A 19,704-nucleotide genomic window follows, 5' to 3' on the forward strand; every position below is an offset into this window, starting at 1 on the left:
AATCAAGCAAAATCATAGTGGCTCTATGCCACTGGAACACTGGCTCTAAGATAGCCGGACAGGTGGCTCTACCACATCGTAATATTCATTTATTAATTCCGAAAAGAAATCCTGTAAATGGATATCGTGAATATACAGAGGAAGATATTCTTTTGTTAAATCGTATAAAAATGTTAAGGATGTTAGATATTCCAGTTTCAGATATTAGAAAAATTTTATATGAAAAGGAAGCATTAACCAGTGTTTTAAATACACATTTGCTTAAAATTAAAGAAGAAGAAAATAGACTTAGGCAGAATTATTTTTTATGCGAAGAGTTGATAAAAATGGATATGAGTGTGACTGATCTATCAGAAGAGATGTTAGATAAAATGATATCAGGAAAAGAGGAATATATTTACCAATTGGAGAGAATAAAAGGGCAGGACAGGATACAAAAAATTTTCGATATTTCTAAATTAATTGTTTGTATTGTAGGGGGAGTAATTGCTGTCATTATGTGCGTGCAATTATATTTGGAATTATGTAATACATATATGAGTGCTTCGTTTAAAGTAATAACTTTTGTTTTGGGTTTGATTTTGGTTGTTTCAATATTACGGATTATAGTGTGTAATGAAACAAAATAAGAATGCGAAGATATTTTTGAGAAAAAGAGGACAAATAGAAAATGTTCTCTTTTTTTCTTGACCTTAAACTTCCTCTAAGGTGTATATATAAGAAAAACAGGGAGGCGAGAGATATGTATGTAAATGTAGAAAATGTAAATTTTGCTTATGATAAGAAGCCAATATTACATGATATTAATTTTGGAATGAATAAGGGAGAGATAACAGGCTTAATTGGTCCTAATGGCGCAGGAAAATTGCAAATTCTGCCCGAACGGTACGCCTATTCTGAAATTAGCGGTACATCCATTCTGATTTAGCGGTATGCGTTTTCTGCTCAAAGCGGTACGTTTTTCCTTTATTATTGTGATGTAACTATTATTCATCACAGTGCAAAGGAGGAACTATTATGCACGACTACAATACTATTCTTGGAGTCATAGAACTTCGACTCAGTAAAGTCAGTTATGACGCCGTACAAAAACGTTACCGGATTGGACGAAGCGGGATTGCATTAATCATGAACCGCTACAAGGATTCAGGCTTATCATTGGATGATCTTCGACAAATGCCAGCCTCAAAGGTGGTTGATCTCATCTATCCAAAAGAAAACCTTCGACATAAGGATATTCCATTACCTGATTTCGAAAAAATACATGAGCAGATGATCCAAATGGGAAAACATGCCGACTTGAGCTTTCTATGGATTGATTATAAAAAAGAGCATCCCAACGGTTACCAGCTTGCTCAGTTTTATAAGCTGTATCGTGATTTCCTGGTAGATACGTATGGTACTTCAAAAACATCTATGCCTGTAGAGCGGATCCCTGGTGAAAAGATGTATATTGACTGGATAGGCGACCAGCCGGAACTGCTACTGGACACAACTACTGGCGAACTTCGAAAAGTTCATATTTTTACGACTACACTTGGTTTTAGCAGCCTTGTTTATGCAGAGATCTTTCCGGATGAAAAACTTCCACATTTTATTACCGGCACAGTACATGCACTGTCTTATTATGGGGCAGTTCCTAAATATCTTGTCCCGGACAATCTGAGAACAGCTGTTACCAGGCATAGTAAAGATGAACTTGTGCTGCAGTCAGCTTTTTCAGATCTGGAAACTTTTTATGATACGATCATTCTGCCGCCACCACCAAGGAAACCGAAAGGCAAACCAACAGTTGAAAATCATGTGCGTTTCTTGGAGACGCATCTGGTAGAAGAATTAAAGAAAGATACTTATACCTCTCTGGAAGCTCTGAATGCTGCGGTCAAAAAGATCGTAGCGGACATCAACCAGCGTCCTTTCCAGAAAAAATCCGACATTCGGAAATCCCGCATGAATGGATTCGAAAAGTACGACAAACCGCGTATGAACCAGCTTCCAGGCGAAAGTTATACACTTTGTGATTATAAATACTTTCTTAAAGTTCCAGATAATTACCACCTTGAGTATGATGCCCACTACTATTCTGTATTGTATACCTATAAAGGGAAGCCTGCAATTCTTAAGGCTACAATGACGGAGATACGGATCTGTGATGAGTATAACCGGCTGATCTGCCGCCATCCAAGATCTTACCGTGATTTTCCTCTTTACATTACAGATGACAATCATATGCCTCCAGAACACCTGTATTACAAAGAAGTGAATGCACATGACGGAGCTTATTACAGACGATGGGCATCTGTTTATGGAGAATCTATGGTAACTCTTATTGACAGGATACTCCGCAGTTCCAAGCATGAGGAACAGGCATACAACAGCTGTGCCGGTGTACTCCATTCCTGTAAAGATGTTCCTCACAGGCTGGTTCAGGAGGCTGCTGAGAAATGCGTAGAAGCCAATGCCTGCAAGTATTCTTATTTCAAGAAAGTACTTAGCATGGTTCAGAATAATCATTCCAGCAGTGCTATAAACGGAACCGGAAAACTTCCTTCCCATACAAACATCCGTGGAAAGGAGGCATACAAATGAGTTCATCCCATGACATTACATTAACACCTCAGGAACAGGCTCTGATCATGCGTCTGAAGAGTTTCCGTGTTCCAGAAATGGCACATATCCTGGAAGAACAGTTGAAAGATCCCAATGCAGATCTGAACACTTTTATGGAACGCATGACAGCAATGATTGATGCAGAGTGGCAGGCGCGGGCAGATAAACGTTTTAATCGTCTGATGAAAGAAGCGCATCTGCGATACCCGGCGGCGGATCTTGACGAAACTATTTACCGTCCAGAACGTCAGCTTGATACCCAGACAATAGAGCGACTGAGTACCTGCCATTGGATAGAGGAAGGAAAGAATCTCATTGTAACAGGATCTTCCGCCAGTGGAAAAACTTATCTAATCAATGCTTTTTGTGTAACTGCAATGAAGCAGTCTAAGAGTGTAAAGTATATAAAAGCGAACACTCTTATGAGCGAAATGGAACAGGCACGTATCAAATCCACAAATCTGGATTACCTGAATAGGCTGACCAAGCTGGATCTTCTTGTGATCGATGATTTTGGCCTTATGGATCTTGATCTTGATAAATGCCGGGATCTTTTTGAAGTCCTTGACACCAGGGATGGAAGAAAATCAACTGTAGTCATCTCACAGTTTCCAGTCAGTACATGGTTTGATATGTTTGCTGATAATACCTACGCTGATGCGTGCCTTACACGAATCACAGATAAACATCATACATATCGTCTGGAAATGAACGGTATAAATATGCGTGAAACAGAATGATATCATCTAGCGGTACTTCGTACCGTTAAAAATGGAATAGCCGTTCCGCAGTAGCGGAACTGGCATTCCGTTTGAACGTAATTTGCAGGAAAACGTCCTTTCGTCAAGCTGACTGTGGATAAGTCCCTGTTTTGCAGTGAAAAAAGATATCAATGTAAGCCTCCAAACGGCGGGGATGGATCCAAACGGCAGGAATCCGGTGTATAACTTTTTACAAAAAGAACGGCAGGAAAAACTATAAACACAATTTTTCCTGCCGAAGATGATTATCCACAAAATAAACCTGAATTATTCATGGGCATATAGAAATGCTCAATACTGCAAAGACTTGAAACAGTTTCCTTGAATTCAATCGGATTATCCATAAAAATGGACAAACTTCCCCTATGAAATTTGATTGAGTTACTTTGAAACTGTCAAGGTACGTTAATAGTTACTATTCCAACTGTACGGACAGCTGCTGGATATTCTCCAATGTCCTGTAGAACTCCCTTTTATAAGGGCAGCTGCTACACAGTTTGAATGTGATAGATCTTGCTGAATGGATTGCCCTTGCAGCAATTTTTATCAGCTTTAAGCGGATGGTATCCACCTGTTGCTTTCGCATATTGGCTGGCAGTACCAGTCGTTTGAACTAATTGAATAAGTTGTAGGCAAGCATATGAAGTCTCATACGGTTGGCATTTACTACTTTAGAATGACTGCTGACAGCAGCAAAGTCAAATCCACTTTTGCCTTCCTTAATGAAGTTTTCCATCTTGCCCCGGCCACAGTAAAACTGGATGACCTGATAAGGTTCCATATCCATGTTTGTAACAATAAAGGTGTATATGTGTGTCAGCTGACCATATGGTTTCTCAATTTTGAAAACCACACGTCTTGGATAGTTCCATGAACCCGCCTGGTACATAAATTCGCCATAAGTTACTGCATAGCTGATCTGATCCTTTTGGGGTGCTTTGTACAGAGCTTCATCTTTATCAGAAGCCAGGGCAATGAGTGCGGGATTCTGTTTTAAACGGATGGCATAAGAGCAGCCATTACTCTCACAGGTTTCATAAAGTTTGGGAGAAGCGAACCCACTGTCACCACGAAGATAAGTTTTAATGCCTCTTTCCAGGTATTCCTGAAAGATGGATTTCATAAATTTATCTGCCCCATTGCTGCAGTAGAGCGTTCCGTCACGAAGTTCCGCTTTTATCAGATCTCCGGTCAGTCCGTCATAGCACAGTAATGGATGATATCCATGTGCCTGATAATGGAAGTTGAATCCTTCTCCTTCCTGCTTGCCATAAGTGCCAAACAGAGTGCTGTCTAAGTCCAGAAGCATATGCTCCGGGCGTTTTATAGAATAGATGATATCCCTGAGATTTTTATCAATGTCATCAAACTGTACCAGAGTATCTTCATCCATACGGTTAAAAAATCTTGATAATGTTGGCTGTGATGCCAGACTTTCTTTATCAAGAACAGCATGGAAAACAGGATCCAAAGTCAGCTCATCCGTACAGTCATCCTGAAAATATGCAGAGATGACCTGATAGATCATCTGTAACAGATTTTCATGGTCTTTGTGGAATCGGACAGATTTATCATTGGTTTTAAACTTCTTTTTGATCAGCTTTGTAAAGCCGATCTTTGCAGCGAATTCTTTTATCAAAAGGAGTCCTGCATCGGAGGATAGATCACCTCCATTAAAATTTATTTTAATTTGCCTATTGCTTTGAAGTGAAAAGGTGTTTACAATACTCATAAAGGGCTCCTTTGTTTGGGATTGTTAAGACTTTGAACACCTTAATTTTACCACAAATGGATGCTCTTTTTTCATTTACTTAATAAGTGAAAAGCAATGTGCAATTAAAATACAGTAACTATGTGGCTTTCAGCCACTTTCACGGCAAAGCCGTGAATAATTCAGGTTAATTATCTTATTCAGGCACAGACTGTGTATTGGGAACAGCATGGCTTAAAAGTAATATGGTCTTCACACGAAGATCTGTTTACAGATTTGGAAAGTCTTCATCAAACATCAATAGAAGTTTAGAAACAGAAAATCAACGAAAGTAGCCCTGGAAGGGGCTGTTTTTACTTTAGTTGCTATACTCATAAGATGCGTTGAACCTTGAAAATTCAATATTTCACTCAATAAAAAACATAACCGTGCGCAATATGTCGAAAAAAGAAAAGCATATTTTCGACATAACGGATGGAATGTGGTCAGGATTATTGGTATAATAAGAAAAACGCGTATGATGTCAGGATCATAGCATAAAAGGGCAGGCGCTGGGAAATGAAAGAGAATACCAAAAGACCGCAAGACTTAATTAGCAATTATTGTGAAGAAATACACAAATTAAAAAGGATCAACTTAACTGCAATACGGAAAGAGATGTCGAGAATGAATGGACTTTCTTCAGAAGTGATTAGAAAGTACGATGATGAAATAGGCGGAAATAAACCAGAGTGGTTATTAATGGGATGTATAGCAGTTGGGTTGGAGTATAAGCTTCCAGCAGACCGAATAAAAGAATTTGTCGATAGCTGTATACAGAGTTTCAAAGACTATTGCGGATATGATGTTCGATTCGATCGATTATTTGAAGAGCCGAATGAGTTAAAATACCACAGAAAAACGGGAGAAAATAAAGAGATTGTATGTCCGCAGGTGCTCACGGACAAATTGGATTCTTTTTTGCAGGAAAGTCCGAAACGTTTTTTATATCTTGCAGGCACGTATAAAAGCGGAATTACTGCCAGTGTAATAAAGTATTTTGCGGAAAAGAATGACGGAAGAGAAGTGCAGATTTATGATTTTTATGGAAAAACGCTGAAAGAGATAAAAGAGAGTCGAATTTTGAAGTTTGCACTTCTAAGGGAGAAGTGTGTAGTAATACATATTGGGCTTCAGACATTCCCATTTAGCCAAATGAAATTTATGGGGAATGGTAAAGTGATTTTCCTTGCACATACACCGTGTGAAAATTTATATTTAAAGGACATGGAGTACATTGTATTTAATGATTTGGTTAATCAGGTAAAATGTACAGAAGAACTTTTGAAAAGATATGTGCCGGGACTGGTGAATGATGATCGGATTAGTCAGGACGAGATAACAAAAGTATTTATTCCAGGAATTCGGGAAAAAACAGGTGGAATCCCTCTTGCGGTAGAGCGCTTGGGAAATGCTATTTTTGAGGGCGACTTTATCAGGTATGAGGGAAATTTGGAACGATTTTTCAATTCACGCTTATATTCGGATCCAGAATTGAAAACCGTATATGAAGGGCTATGGAAAGATTTAACAGAGGCAATGTGGAGCCAGATTGATTCAAATGCGCATAGTTTGATTATATGCGCAAGTTACTTTTCCGGGCCGGTAAGTATTGATATGCTTAAATTTCTGTTAAGAGATGTTATAAAGGCTGAGGATTGGAAAAATGTACTTTTCCAGGGATATAAGTATATGCTCATAATGGAGAGCGGAAGAAACCGGGAAAATAAGGAAGATGGGAATTTTAGGGGAGTGCGTATGTTTCCCATAATAAAAGAACTGGTTCGTTTTAAATTCTGGAATGAAACTGAGTATAATAAGTATATGAAACTCAGTGTGGACTTTTATCTGGAGCAGATTAACAGTTTAAGTGCAAATATGGTTTACAGCGGAGAAAAAACATTTCTTGATCGTGACGGTGAGATTGCCATTTTGAGGGAAGTGTTGTATTTTTGTGCCAAAAATAATCTGAATGAACAATATCTTACATTAACAGGCAACAATCTGGCGGACTTCTTTTATATGAGAAGTAAAAAGTGGGATATTGCGGATGAGATTAACGTAGAAAGACGCAAAGTTGCACGAAGACTGCAGAATCATGTGCAGGTTATGGAAACTTATGGAATGTATATGCGTCGCTGCGTTCGCTGCAACAAAAAAGAGAAAGCTTTAGAGGCACTGCAGTGTGCAGAAGATTATTTTGAAAAGTATTCCGGGATGGATCTTTACAAGTGCAATCGGTATTTAAATGGGAAAGCAGTGGTCCTTTTTGCCCTGAAAAGAGATAGGGAAAATGCATGGAGAATTTGGCAGGAAATGCAGGAAAAATGTACTCTAAAGGCCCGTGAGCGTTCATGGTGCAGGAGGTGGGCGTTAAAATGTGAGTTTGCATTAAAAAGAAGTTCTTTAGAAGATATGGAGGAGAAATTTCAAAGAGGTTTTGAAGATGCAGAAGAAAATGGTTTTTATCGGGCTGCTGTAGATTATTTGCTTTATACAGTAAGGTGTTATTTCTTAATGTATGTAGAAGATCCTTCAGATAAAGGTTATATTGTTCGCATGGAGGATCATTTGCAAATTACAGAAGAATGGCTGGAAAAACATTCTTTTTTGGACGATCAGTATAGAGCTGATTACTGGTATTTTTATTGTCTTTTACTTCAGTTGAAAGGCGAAGATACGGAAAATGCACTAAAAAAGGCTTCATATTTTAGTGGAAGAGTAAATGAAACGAGCAAATACAAAAAATTAAAGGCTTTGCTGCGCAATTTGGAAAAAATTGGTGCTTCCGGTTCAAAAATTGGGAATTTAGATTTGGAAATTGGGAATTTCTACAATATGATTGTCTCTTTTTGTTGAAGGCGCCGGATTTTTGAAGAATTAAGTGGAATTGAAATTTGCAGCAAGCTGATATAAACTATAAGCATCAACAACAGACTGATCAGCTGTTACGATAACTATCAATTGGAATTAAGGAGGAAATAGTTATGAGTAACGAAAAAAAGGGAAAAGAACTGAAACTGGACAATTTCAAAATCACAGGTGACATTATTAAATGGAATGGAAGCGTCATTAAGATCGCCAACATTTCTTACGTTACGAATGATAAGTTTGAACTGCCCGCTTTTCCGAAATTATCTGTGGTGCTGATTCTGTTTGGATTGCTCCTCAGATCTTTCAATACAGCTGCTTTTGCTGGATGTGTAGCGGCTGGTATTGCATGGATCCTTTACTGGTACTTTGAAAAAGAAGATTTAAAAAGCAAAACGCTTTTGACTCTGTCTATGAACTCTGGAACCCGCATTCCAATTCTGTTCACTGACGAAAATTTCCTTAAGAAGGTCCTCAATGTGCTGGAAGAAGTAATGAAGGCTGGAAGTATTGGCCATCAGAATATTACTGTAAATATCAAGGGCTGCGATATTCATGGCAATGCCAAAATCTTAACGGATATGGGAATTAAATAAGGATTCCGTGTAAACGTTGTTGACAGACAATATAAGTTAAGAATTGGAGGTATTGCAGCATGGCAATCAATATTAAGTTGAATGATGTTTCGATCAGTGATCATGCGAAAGTTATCACTGGAGTCAGGATGAGTGAAACAGCAGATTTTGATGTTCAGGCGGAGAAAGTAAAGGTGTATGGTGATGCACAGTTTCTCACAGACATGCAGATTGAATCTGTTGTGAAAAAGGCGGAGAATGCATTGCAGGAGCTGCCGGCATCTTCACCGGAGTATTCTTCGTTGAGAAAAATTGTGCAGAACAGCAAATCCAAGAATAAAAGAGAAGTGCTGAGAAAAATAGGCATTCATCTTGGAACCTTTACAGAAGGAGTACTGCAGAATATCATTGCAGATGTCATTAATGGCAGAATGTAAAATATTAAATAATGGTTGTTATTATGCAGACAGGGACTTTGGTTCCTGTCTGCAAATTTGGAGACAAGCTGGTAAATGAAAAAATCCTAAAATTTTTGAAAAAAGTTTACACAAACTGTAAATTATGTGGTATTATATAAATACAACTTCTCTTAGTTAGATGGTTAATTGATATTGGACCTCTCAATTACACCATAGATCTGAGAGAAGTTGTTTTATTATAACTCGAACGATGCGTCACGTGCTTTATGATTTGAGAGGTGTTGAAACATTTGGGTTTGACAGGAACACGAATTTGCTCATTCTCCTTTAATATGTTATAATGGCAAAACAGTTGTGATAAAAGTATAACTACGTAGTGAAAAGTAAGAAAGGGATTTACATGCCGAAAATATCTATCATAACCCCGGCTTACAATTGTGAAAAATATCTTCCAGATGCAGTGAAAAGCGTGCTTTCCCAGACATTTACGGACTGGGAACTGCTGATTATTGATGACTGTTCTAAGGACAATACGTACCGCTATATGAAGAAACTGGCGGAAAAAGATAAAAGAATTCGGATTTTTCAAAATAAGGTGAATTCTGGTTCTGCGGCTACTCGAAATTATGGCGTTCGTCTGGCAAGAGGGGAGTGGATCGCATTCCTGGACGGTGATGATCTATGGCGGGAGGATAAGCTGGAAAAGCAGCTGGCTGTCATTGAGAGGAATCCAGAGGCAGAATTTTTGTTTACGGGCTCTGCGTTTATTGAAGATGATGGAATGACCATTGCGCATGTGCTTCACGTGCCAGAGCATGTAAGCCGCAGGAAATTGCTTGGTCAGAATGTGATTTCCTGTTCTTCCGTACTGATTCGCCGTGAACTTATGCTGGAATTTCCTATGCCTGAGGAGGAGGGCATTCATGAGGATTTTGCCACCTGGCTTGCGATTCTTGAGAAAGTTCCAAAGGCTTACGGAGTGGACGAGCCTCTGCTAATTTACCGTAAGGCGCTGGCTTCCAAATCCGGGAAAAAGGGAAAGTCTGCGCAAATGAACTGGCAGACTTATATAAAAGCTGGAGTTCCGTTGAAGCAGAGAATTTTTTGTATGGCAAGCTATACCTTTCATGGATTGTGCAAATACTCTCTGCTCTGGTGGAGAAGCTATCGCCTAATGATGGGCAAAGAGCGGTTTAAGAAATTATTTCTTATGTTGATGACAGCACTGCTTCTTTTTCTGTGGACCTGGACTTTTTCCAGGGCATGGTTTGAGCAGTATAATTTCAAGCGGATTATTGGGCGTCGTTATTACTTTTGGGGTTATGTGGCGCTGTTGTCCTTGTATCTGGCTTTGAATATGCTGGTAGGCAAAGTATTTTCCGCTTTTCGTGTGATCCATCAGCAGTATGTAGAAGTGATTCTTTCCCATGCGTATACAGCAGTGCTGGTCAATGGCGGAACTTATTTGGAGTTGGCGCTGATTGGACGTTGGAAATTTATGGAGCATATTACGCCTATGCTGGCGGTGGCTCTTTTGAATTTCCTGATTGGAATTGTGTGGTCTGTAGTGGTTCGGTGGTTGTACGGCAATATTTACCCGGCACATGAAGTTTTGCTTATTTATGGAAAACAAAGCACCGCGCCTCTTGAGGCAGAACTGCAGAGGCGCAGTGGGAGATACCATTTGGGTGCCCGGATTTCCCTGGAAGAAGGACGGGAGCAGATTGCCCGTGAGATTATGCGTCATGAGTCGGTGATGTTAGGAGATATGTCAGTGGAAGACCGTGAGTTTTATATCCGTTTTTGTTATGAAAATAAGAAGCGGTGCTATTGTCAGACAAGCCTGTCGGATATTATGTTGATGAGTTCCGAGAAAGTTTCCTTGTCGGATATGACTTTGCAGCTGTTTCGTAACTGCGGGCTTACTGTGGAACAGAGAATGGCAAAGCGTATTTTTGATATCTGCTTTTCTGTGTTTGTGATGGTGTTGCTGTCCTGGCTGTATCTGCTGATTGCTTTTTATATTAAAGTGGTAAGAAGAAATCCGGTTTTGATAAAAAGGGAGTGTCTGACTAAGGATGGCAAGCATTTTTCGCAGTATAAATTTAATGGCAGGCATTTGCTTATAACAACGCATCTGGATGAACTGCCCCAGTTTTTTAATATTCTGCGGGGGGATATGTCTGTGGTAGGACCTTATCCGGAAACCGTTGAGAATGCGGTGAAATATGGGAAAAACCATCCGGAGTATTCCTACCGCCTTTCTGTAAAGGCAGGGCTTACTGGATACGCCAAGGTGCATGGCAAGTACAGCAGTTCCAGAAGCAATCGTTTGAAAATGGATTTTTACTATATTCAGAATTATTCTTTTGCTATGGATCTGGGAATATTGGCGGCGACTTTGAAGGTTTTATTTGAGCCGAAACGAAAATAAAAGAGTTTGAAAAATACTTAAGAGCGAAAAGGTCTAAAACAAGACCTTTCGCTCTTCTTTCATATATAATACAATCATTATGAGAGAGTCTATGCAAGTGGAGGAAATCCATTCGAAAGAAAGTATGGACTTACGGAATAGCGAAAAAGGAAGAAGCCTGGAGATGTGCTATACTGTTTTTAGTACAGTTTTGTGATTTTTGTCGATTTCTGTCGTATTAGTTATAGAGGGAAAGAGATTGAGAAATTGCGACGTAGCTGTGGAAGTGCTGACAGTTACACTGTAATAAAAATGAAATGCAGGAAAAAAGCGAATGGGGATGTTGAGTGGTATGCAGAAGAATAATCTGAAAATGGAAAAATGTGTTGTGTCAAAACCGTATAATCCGGAAGAGAAGTGTGAGCAGCTGGTGGAGAATATTAAGCTGCTTTGTAAGGAGCGGGCAATTTCGTATTATGCACTGGCACAGAAGGCAGATATATCAACATCGGCCCTTCACTCTATGATGACCGGGAAGACCAAACCTTACATGTATACGGTTTACAAATTGTGTAATGCGTTGGAAATTCCGATTTCGGAGCTTTTGATTGATGAAGAATGTGAGGAACAGGAAGTGCTTACCTTTGATGAGCTGCAGATGCTGGCAGTTTACAGACAGCTTTCTGTAGGGGAGAAAGATCTGATCCATGATGTGGTGAAGCTTCTCCAGGGATATGAGGTTAAGAGAAAATAAGGCAGACAGGAAAATAGGCCGTGAGATAGGGAAAACGGATTTTGGAAATATTTTTTACATAATATAGGTAGAAATAAAATACCCCGGAAGCAGATTGTCAGGATTTCGTCAAGGAGATACTGGATAATCTGCTTCTGGGGTGTTTTTATTATATAAATCTTATTTGGCTCGTCTGGTACATCATAAATTAAGTTTCGACAGCGGTGATGCAAAGGAACCGCGCATCTATTTAATTTATTCCTCAAATTCCGCAATCACCACATACCCGCTAAGCGGTGCCTTTTCCACGCTGACGATAGTGCCTTCCTTGGCTTTGATTCGCTGGGAATTGGGGTAGCAGCCGGACATGGCAACAGCGGGCTCGATGATGTAGCTGTAGTTCATGTATGACTGATATTCGGTGATCTGAACCTTATCTCCGGGTTTCACCAGACCTGGACGTTCCATTTTGAAGCTTTCCTGACGCATGAAAATTCCTTCTTTCTTTATTTGACACATTTTTTGTTTTGGAGTCTGTTTGAAAAAGCATTTCCGTAAAGTGTGACACACATCTTGCAGAAAGTCTTTTTCAGATATGCTTTAGAATGTTACTGTTCACTCCGTGCCCAGCAACACGCTTCGCGATGCACAGAAAGACGAACCTTCTTGTGCATTGCACAAGAAGTAGCGTTTGCTGCGCAAACTTAATTCTCGGGTTTTCTGTGAACTTTGTTCACACAAAACACCTCGCGGAATATTACCTATGAACAGTAACTTTAGAATACCACAAAACCCCAAATTTGTCATCCAGGCTTGTAAGTTTCCGGGAAGATTATTATAATGAATTTTAAAGGAGTACCAAAGCAGTCCACGGAATCAAATTAACTTGGAGGAAAACATTTATGCCATCAGACCGAACCAGGGAACTTTACCAGGCGTTGCAGGAAAAAGGCTACCCGGATGCCTTTTGCCGGGAAATTGCCTATAAATATATGAACACAGATTATACAGCCACCCGCATGTTAGGCTATCTTTACCGTGTCACCAGCCCCAGAATGGAGGATGTGGCAGATGAGATGCTTGCCATTTTAAGCGACCGGGATGCCATTATGCAGAAGAAAGAATTAGAGCACGCCCAGGCCACCATCAATGATGTTTATGAAAAAGGGTTGAATCACTAAATTCTCGCTCTTCGTTCACAAAATCATCATAAACATCTGCTAACATGAAGATATCAGGGTCAAAAGGTCAAAAAGCCGTTCATGCTTGCATGATAAGGCTTTTGAACTTGGTAGGGGCAAAATACTTTTTGACCCTAACATCCAAGAAAAAAGAGGAGGAAGAGATTTATGGACACATTAAAAATCCTTGTAGTAGACGATGAAAGCCGTATGAGAAAGCTTGTAAAAGACTTTCTGACTAAGAAAAATTTCCAGGTTCTGGAAGCCGGAGACGGCGAGGAAGCCATGGATGTATTTTATAAAGAAAAAGATATTGCACTGATCATTCTGGACGTGATGATGCCGAAGATGGACGGCTGGGAAGTATGCCGTGAGGTCCGCAAGAATTCCAAAGTGCCGATTATCATGCTGACTGCAAGAAGTGATGAGAGAGATGAGCTTCTTGGCTTTGACCTGGGCGTGGATGAGTACATATCCAAACCGTTCAGCCCCAAGATTCTGGTAGCCAGAGTGGAGGCAATCCTTCGCCGTACCGGACAGACAGGCGTTGAGGATGTGCTTTCTGCCGGCGGTATTGTAATCGACAAGGCAGCACACCTTGCAACCGTGGATGAGAAGCCTATGGACCTTAGCTTCAAGGAATTTGAGCTTCTCACCTATTTCCTGGAGAACCAGGGAATTGCCCTTTCCAGGGAAAAAATCCTGAATTCGGTATGGAATTACGATTACTTCGGAGACGCAAGAACCATTGACACCCATGTCAAGAAGCTGAGAAGCAAAATGGGCGAAAAAGGCGAATACATCAAAACCGTATGGGGAATGGGCTACAAGTTTGAGGTAGAGTGATGAAGAAACCAAAGAAAATCCGATCCATAAAGCACCAGATCACGTTTACGTTTATCGGGCTTATGCTCCTTTCCATTCTGACGATTTCCATTATCAATGGCGTATTTCTGGAGAAATATTATGTGGCCCAGAAGACGGAAACTTTGCTGGATGCCAAGGATGTATTAAGCCAGATTGATACCGATTCCCTGACAGAAGATGATGGGGAAAGTGAGCAAGAGTCACTGCCCTCGGAAATTGTCCAGTCCAGCTCCCGAAACAATCTGACCTGGGTACTGATCAACGAGGACAACACCAGGTATCTGTGCTGGCCGGAAAATGAGGATCAGCTGCGAAGCAAGCTGTTTTTCGGCTATGCCAGTGACTTGGATATGGACAACGGCAAGGGCAAAACCCTGAAAGAAACAGATGACTGCGTGGTTCAGCAGGTGCACGATCGTTTTGTGGGAATGGACTATGTGGAATGCTGGGGAAAGTTTGACAATGGCAATTATTTCCTGATTAGAAGTCCCCTGGAAAGCATTCAGGAGAGTGCGAACATTTCCAATAAATTTTATTTCTTTGTAGGAATTGTCATTATTGTTATAAGCGGAATGTGTGTGATGGCGGTGACCAGACGGCTGACCAAGCCGATTTCTGAGCTGACCGAGCTTTCCCGTAAGATGACAGATCTTGATTTCGAGGCAAGATATAAGAGCAAGGCGGGAAATGAGATCGATGTGCTGGGGGATAATTTTAACAAAATGTCCAGTCAGCTGGAGAACACCATTTCCGAACTGAAGTCAGCCAATAACGAACTGCAGAAGGATATTGCGGATAAAGTGAAAATTGATGAGATGCGAAAGGAATTCCTGGATAACGTATCCCATGAATTGAAGACTCCCATTGCACTGGTACAGGGCTATGCAGAGGGCCTGAAGGAGAATATCAATGATGACCCGGAAAGCATGGATTTCTACTGCGATGTGATCATTGATGAGGCCTCCAAGATGAACAAGCTTGTGAAGAATCTTCTGACCTTGAATCAGCTGGAGTCTGGCAAGGATGCGGCTGTGATGGAGCGTTTTGACCTTACAGCGCTGGTAAACGGCGTATTGTCTACCATGGACATTATGATCCGCCAGAAAGAAGCCCGTGTAATTTTCAATGAAAAAGAGCCCATCTATGTGTGGGCAGACGAGTTCAAAACCGAGGAGGTTGTGACCAACTATGTAAGCAACGCCCTGAACCATCTGGACGGAGAGAAGATTGTGGAAATCAAGATCCTGAAGCTGGAAACCCAGGTGAAGGTAACCGTATTTAATACCGGAACACCGATCCCGGAGGCAGATCTTCCCAACCTGTGGAACAAGTTCTACAAGGTAGACAAGGCCCGCACCAGAGAATACGGCGGCAGTGGCATTGGACTTTCCATTGTAAAAGCAATCTTGGAAGGCATGAATCAAGAATACGGCGTACAGAATTTTGACAACGGTGTGGAATTCTGGTTTACTCTGGATCGGAAATAGCCAGATAAGCACAGTTTGTATTTGTGATTTTTAATAAAAAAAGCAACAGGATTTCGACAGGACAGGACAAACTAACAAAACAGGCGGCAGCAGGGAATTCGCTCTTTGCAACCGCCTGTTTTTGCGCTATACTGTAAGAATGGATTAGAAAAAACGACAACAGGAGGAGCCCGAATGATAGGTATAATTGATTATGACGCCGGCAACATAAAGAGTGTGGAAAAAGCTCTTCATTATCTGGGAGAGCAGACAGTGGTTTCCAGAGATCCCCAGGTGCTTTTGCACGCGGATAAAGTGATTCTTCCGGGAGTGGGAAGCTTTGGAGACGCCATGAATAATCTGAATAAATTCGGTCTTGTTCCTGTCATCCGCCAGATCGCGGACCAGAAGACACCGTTTCTTGGAATCTGTCTGGGACTTCAGCTTTTGTTTGAGTCCAGTGAGGAGACTCCAGGCGTGGAGGGGCTTGGACTTCTGAAGGGGAAGATTGTGAAGATTCCGCCTGCAGAGGGACTTAAGATTCCTCATATGGGATGGAATTCCCTTCACCTTCAAAATGACGGCAGGCTGTTTCAGGGAATTCCGGAGCAGACATACGTATATTTTGTCCATTCCTATTATCTGCAGGCCGAGGATCCCCAGATCGTGAAAGCAACCACAGAATACGGCGTGACCATTCATGCTTCTGTTGAGAAAGACAATATTTTTGCCTGCCAGTTTCATCCGGAGAAGAGCAGCAAATATGGTCTTAAGATTCTGGAGAACTTCGCAAAGCTTGGGAAGGAGGCATAAGGATGTTTACGAAGAGAATTATTCCCTGCCTGGATGTGAATAACGGGCGAGTGGTGAAAGGCGTGAATTTCGTAGATCTGAAGGATGCCGGAGACCCGGTGGAGATCGCCAAGGCATACGATGCGGCTGGAGCGGATGAGGTGGTATTTCTTGACATTACAGCCTCCTGCGAGCAGCGTGACACTGTGGTGGATATGGTGCGCAAGGTGGCGGCTAATGTGTTTATTCCTTTTACAGTCGGCGGCGGCATTCGTACTGTTGATGACTTCAAGAGGCTTCTTCGGGAGGGCGCAGACAAGATTTCCGTGAACTCTGCGGCTATTGACCGTCCGGAACTGATCCGGGAGGCAGCGGACAAGTTCGGAAGCCAGTGCGTGGTGGTTGCTATTGATGCCAAACGGCGTGAGGACGGCGGCTGGAATATTTACAAGCACGGCGGACGTCTGGATACAGGCATTGATGCCATAGAGTGGGCGAAGAAGGTGGAGGCTCTTGGAGCCGGGGAAATCCTTCTTACCAGTATGGACTGCGATGGTACCAAGGCAGGATATGACATCCCTCTTACCAGAGCGGTGGCTGACGCGGTGTCCATTCCGGTGATCGCTTCTGGCGGCGCGGGAACTCTGGAGCATTTCTATGAGGGACTGACAGAAGGCGGCGCGGATGCAGTGCTGGCGGCTTCTTTGTTCCACTACAAGGAACTGGAGATATCCCAGGTAAAGGATTATCTTGCGGGAAAAGGCGTTCCGGTGAGAAGATAACAATACAATAAGATGAGGTGACAGGTAAATGGGTCAGATTTCAGGAGACTGGCAGGTGGCTTTAAAGGATGAATTTCATCAGCCTTACTATGCCAAATTATATAAAACAGTGATGGAGGAATATCGCACGAAGAAGATTTTTCCGCCGCCCCAGGATATGTTCAATGCGTTTGAATTCACACCGTTAAATGATGTGAAGGTTGTAATTCTGGGACAGGATCCTTATCACAATGACGGACAGGCCAATGGCCTGTGCTTTTCCGTGCGTGAGGATGTGGAGATTCCGCCCTCTCTGGTGAATATTTATAAGGAACTTCACAGTGATCTGGGATGCTATATCCCGGACAATGGCTGCCTGGAGAAATGGGCGAAGCAGGGAGTTCTTCTTCTGAACACAGTTCTGACTGTGCGTGCCCATCAGGCCAATTCCCACAGGGGAATCGGCTGGGAACAGTTTACAGATGCGGTGATCCGTACCTTGAACGACCAGGACCGTCCTATTGTGTATCTTCTCTGGGGAAGACCTGCCCAGACGAAGAAAGCCATGTTATACAATCCGAAGCAGCTGGTGCTTACCGCTGCACATCCAAGCCCGCTGTCTGCGTCAAGAGGATTTTTCGGATGCAGGCATTTCAGCCAGACCAATGAATTTCTGGAGAAAAACGGGCTTGCCCCCATTGACTGGCAGATTGAAAATATTGCAAAGGAAAGTTAAGATATGGGGAAAAAGAATGACAATACACTTGTAAAAAATGCATCATTCCTGATGATCGCGGCGCTGATTTCCAAGATCATCGGAATGCTTTATAAAAGTCCGCTTTCCAATACCCTTGGAAACAGCAGCATGGGTCTTTTTAACTATGCCCAGAATGTTTATTTTATTCTGCTGATGATTGCCTCCTTCAGTATTCCGCAGGCGGTTTCCAAGATCATGGCGGAGAAGCTGGCTTTTAAGCGCTACCGGGATGCACAGAAGGTTTTCCACTGTGCTCTTCTTTATGTTGTGGCAATGGGCGGCGTTGTGGCGCTGTTCTGTTTCTTTGGTTCCTCCATTCTGGTGCCAGAGTCTATGTCCGGTGCAAGATTGGCTTTGAAAATGCTGGCGCCGACCATTTTCCTGTCTGGAATTCTGGGTACCTTCCGCGGGTATTTTCAGGCGTATCGTAATATGCTGCCGACTTCCTTGTCTCAGATTGTGGAGCAGTGCTTTGTAGCTGTTTTTGCCATTCTGATGTCCAGTGTGATGCTGAATCGGTTCAGCGGGGCAGAGGAGTCTGTGCGAAATGCATGGGGAGCCGCTGGTGCGACTATGGGAACCGGTGCGGGAGTTGCTTCTGCGCTTTTGTTCATGCTCTTTGTGTATGGCGTCAATAAGAAGACGATTAATAAGAGACTGGCTCGTGACACCAATTCACGGGATGAGGCCACTGGCGAGGTCATGAAAAACATTGTCCTCATTGTTATGCCTATTATCCTCAGTTCTTTTATTTATAATGTAAATGGATTTATCAATAGTTATATGTATTCCGGCATTCAGGGATTTAAGGGGATCGACCACGATACTATCACAAGCCTGTATGCGGAGTATGGCTATTATATGACTCTGATCAATATTCCGCTGACCCTTGCAAGTACAGCGCCTACTTCCATGATTCCGGAGGTTTCCGCACAGTATGCCAAGCATGATATGGACAGCGCAAGAGATAAGATCGACCGGGCTACCTGGATCAGTATGTTTATTTCTATTCCATGTGCAGTTGGTCTTGCAGTCCTTGCCGGACCGATTACCAGGCTTCTGTTCCCAAGAACGGAAGGGGCAGCAGCGCAGCTGATGATGCTTGGTGTCATCACCATCATCCTCAACGGAAATTCCAATATTTCCAACGGCGTGCTCCAGGGAATCGGCAAGCCCAATATTCCGATGATCAATGCGGCCATTGCCCTGGTGGTGGATGTGATTGCCATGGCAATTCTGCTTCTGGTGACGGACCTTGGAGTTTATTCCATTGTCATTGCTATGATTATTTATGCAGTTGTCATGTGTCTGCTTAATGAGCGTGCCATGAAGAAATACATGGAGTATAAGAATCCGTGGAGAAGCGCGTATTTAAATCCGCTGCTTGCATCTGTGCCTATGGCAGCTGTTGCCGGATTCTCCTACTACGGAATCTACAAACTGATCCGTTCCAATTTCATCAGTCTTGGAATCGCAGTTGTCCTTGGAATGATTGCTTACTTCATCGTATACCTTGCCGTAAGCAAGCCCTCCGACGAACAATTCGCCATGATGCCCGGCGGCGCCTACCTGAAGAAAATCGCGTCTAAATTACCATTTTGAAATGAGAAAAAGCCCGGCGGACGCATTTCGGCAATTGATATTCCACGCAGGTCGGTGCAACACCCCAGTGAACTAACGACCAACTGTCGAAATGCTGTGTATTGGCTAGAGCGTGTTTGAAAAATCATTCCCGCAATCTGCACGCC

The 19,704-nt window shown here is 42.1% G+C and carries 17 protein-coding genes and 1 pseudogene; 16 read left to right on the plus strand and 2 right to left on the minus strand.

The window, feature by feature from the left end:
• The 4 genes from OCV70_RS15830 to OCV70_RS15845 form a co-directional block, all read left to right on the plus strand.
• Nucleotides 1–629: MerR family transcriptional regulator (locus OCV70_RS15830; protein WP_262579867.1), on the plus strand; the 629-nt coding region annotated here is incomplete at its 5' end.
• Between the two features lie 113 nt (nt 630–742).
• Nucleotides 743–928 (plus strand): ATP-binding cassette domain-containing protein, encoded by a 186-nt coding sequence (locus OCV70_RS15835; protein ID WP_173768728.1) that lies wholly within the window; start codon nt 743–745, stop codon nt 926–928.
• 89 nt (nt 929–1,017) lie between these two features.
• Nucleotides 1,018–2,589, plus strand: a complete 1,572-nt coding sequence (locus OCV70_RS15840; RefSeq protein ID WP_173768609.1) for a Mu transposase domain-containing protein — start codon at nt 1,018–1,020, stop codon at nt 2,587–2,589.
• Nucleotides 2,586–3,350, plus strand: a complete 765-nt coding sequence (locus OCV70_RS15845) for an ATP-binding protein (RefSeq protein WP_117855410.1) — start codon at nt 2,586–2,588, stop codon at nt 3,348–3,350. The genes OCV70_RS15840 and OCV70_RS15845 overlap by 4 nt, the downstream gene beginning before the upstream one ends.
• A 436-nt stretch (nt 3,351–3,786) precedes the next feature.
• On the opposite strand, the pseudogene OCV70_RS15850 reads toward OCV70_RS15845, so the two are convergent.
• Nucleotides 3,787–5,103, minus strand: a pseudogene (locus tag OCV70_RS15850) (IS1380 family transposase).
• Between the two features lie 537 nt (nt 5,104–5,640).
• On the opposite strand from OCV70_RS15850, the gene OCV70_RS15855 reads away from it, so the two are divergent.
• The 5 genes from OCV70_RS15855 (at nt 5,641) to OCV70_RS15875 (ending at nt 12,153) form a co-directional block, all read left to right on the plus strand.
• Nucleotides 5,641–7,980, plus strand: a complete 2,340-nt coding sequence (locus OCV70_RS15855; RefSeq protein WP_147343002.1) for a hypothetical protein — start codon at nt 5,641–5,643, stop codon at nt 7,978–7,980.
• A gap of 128 nt (nt 7,981–8,108) precedes the next feature.
• On the plus strand, nt 8,109–8,588 hold the full coding sequence (locus tag OCV70_RS15860) for a hypothetical protein (RefSeq protein WP_021926768.1): 480 nt from the start codon (nt 8,109–8,111) through the stop codon (nt 8,586–8,588).
• A gap of 59 nt (nt 8,589–8,647) precedes the next feature.
• Complete coding sequence (locus tag OCV70_RS15865; RefSeq protein ID WP_021926767.1) at nt 8,648–9,004, plus strand: hypothetical protein; 357 nt, start codon at nt 8,648–8,650, stop codon at nt 9,002–9,004.
• 382 nt (nt 9,005–9,386) lie between these two features.
• Entirely contained in the window at nt 9,387–11,420 is a 2,034-nt protein-coding gene (locus OCV70_RS15870; RefSeq protein WP_262579868.1) for a sugar transferase, read from the plus strand.
• Between the two features lie 331 nt (nt 11,421–11,751).
• Complete coding sequence (locus tag OCV70_RS15875; RefSeq protein WP_195588187.1) at nt 11,752–12,153, plus strand: helix-turn-helix domain-containing protein; 402 nt, start codon at nt 11,752–11,754, stop codon at nt 12,151–12,153.
• A gap of 234 nt (nt 12,154–12,387) precedes the next feature.
• Here the strand turns inward: OCV70_RS15875 and OCV70_RS15880 are convergent, their stop codons facing one another.
• Nucleotides 12,388–12,621 carry a hypothetical protein gene (locus OCV70_RS15880; protein WP_021926764.1) on the minus strand — a complete coding sequence of 78 codons (234 nt, stop codon included), beginning with the start codon at nt 12,619–12,621 and terminating at the stop codon, nt 12,388–12,390.
• A 413-nt stretch (nt 12,622–13,034) separates the two neighbouring features.
• On the opposite strand from OCV70_RS15880, the gene OCV70_RS15885 reads away from it, so the two are divergent.
• From OCV70_RS15885 to OCV70_RS15915, 7 genes are all read left to right on the plus strand, one after another.
• The gene (locus OCV70_RS15885) at nt 13,035–13,313 is read left to right on the plus strand and encodes a hypothetical protein (RefSeq protein ID WP_021926763.1); all 279 of its coding nucleotides are present in this window, start codon (nt 13,035–13,037) and stop codon (nt 13,311–13,313) included.
• A gap of 168 nt (nt 13,314–13,481) precedes the next feature.
• Nucleotides 13,482–14,159: a response regulator transcription factor gene (locus OCV70_RS15890; protein WP_021926762.1), complete on the plus strand. Its 678-nt coding sequence runs from the start codon at nt 13,482–13,484 to the stop codon at nt 14,157–14,159.
• Nucleotides 14,159–15,667, plus strand: a complete 1,509-nt coding sequence (locus OCV70_RS15895; RefSeq protein ID WP_195588189.1) for a sensor histidine kinase — start codon at nt 14,159–14,161, stop codon at nt 15,665–15,667. Before OCV70_RS15890 ends, OCV70_RS15895 begins: the two co-directional genes overlap by 1 nt.
• A gap of 174 nt (nt 15,668–15,841) precedes the next feature.
• On the plus strand, nt 15,842–16,459 hold the full coding sequence (hisH, locus tag OCV70_RS15900; protein ID WP_021926760.1) for an imidazole glycerol phosphate synthase subunit HisH: 618 nt from the start codon (nt 15,842–15,844) through the stop codon (nt 16,457–16,459).
• A gap of 2 nt (nt 16,460–16,461) precedes the next feature.
• Nucleotides 16,462–17,220 (plus strand): imidazole glycerol phosphate synthase subunit HisF, encoded by a 759-nt coding sequence (gene hisF / locus OCV70_RS15905; protein ID WP_021926759.1) that lies wholly within the window; start codon nt 16,462–16,464, stop codon nt 17,218–17,220.
• Between the two features lie 28 nt (nt 17,221–17,248).
• Nucleotides 17,249–17,935 carry a uracil-DNA glycosylase gene (gene ung, locus OCV70_RS15910; protein ID WP_021926758.1) on the plus strand — a complete coding sequence of 229 codons (687 nt, stop codon included), beginning with the start codon at nt 17,249–17,251 and terminating at the stop codon, nt 17,933–17,935.
• A 3-nt stretch (nt 17,936–17,938) separates the two neighbouring features.
• Nucleotides 17,939–19,558: a putative polysaccharide biosynthesis protein gene (locus OCV70_RS15915; RefSeq protein WP_021926757.1), complete on the plus strand. Its 1,620-nt coding sequence runs from the start codon at nt 17,939–17,941 to the stop codon at nt 19,556–19,558.
• The last annotated feature ends 146 nt before the right edge of the window (nt 19,559–19,704 follow it).

It is taken from the genome of Blautia acetigignens, from assembly GCF_025566865.1.
Lineage (GTDB): Bacteria > Bacillota > Clostridia > Lachnospirales > Lachnospiraceae > Blautia_A > Blautia_A acetigignens.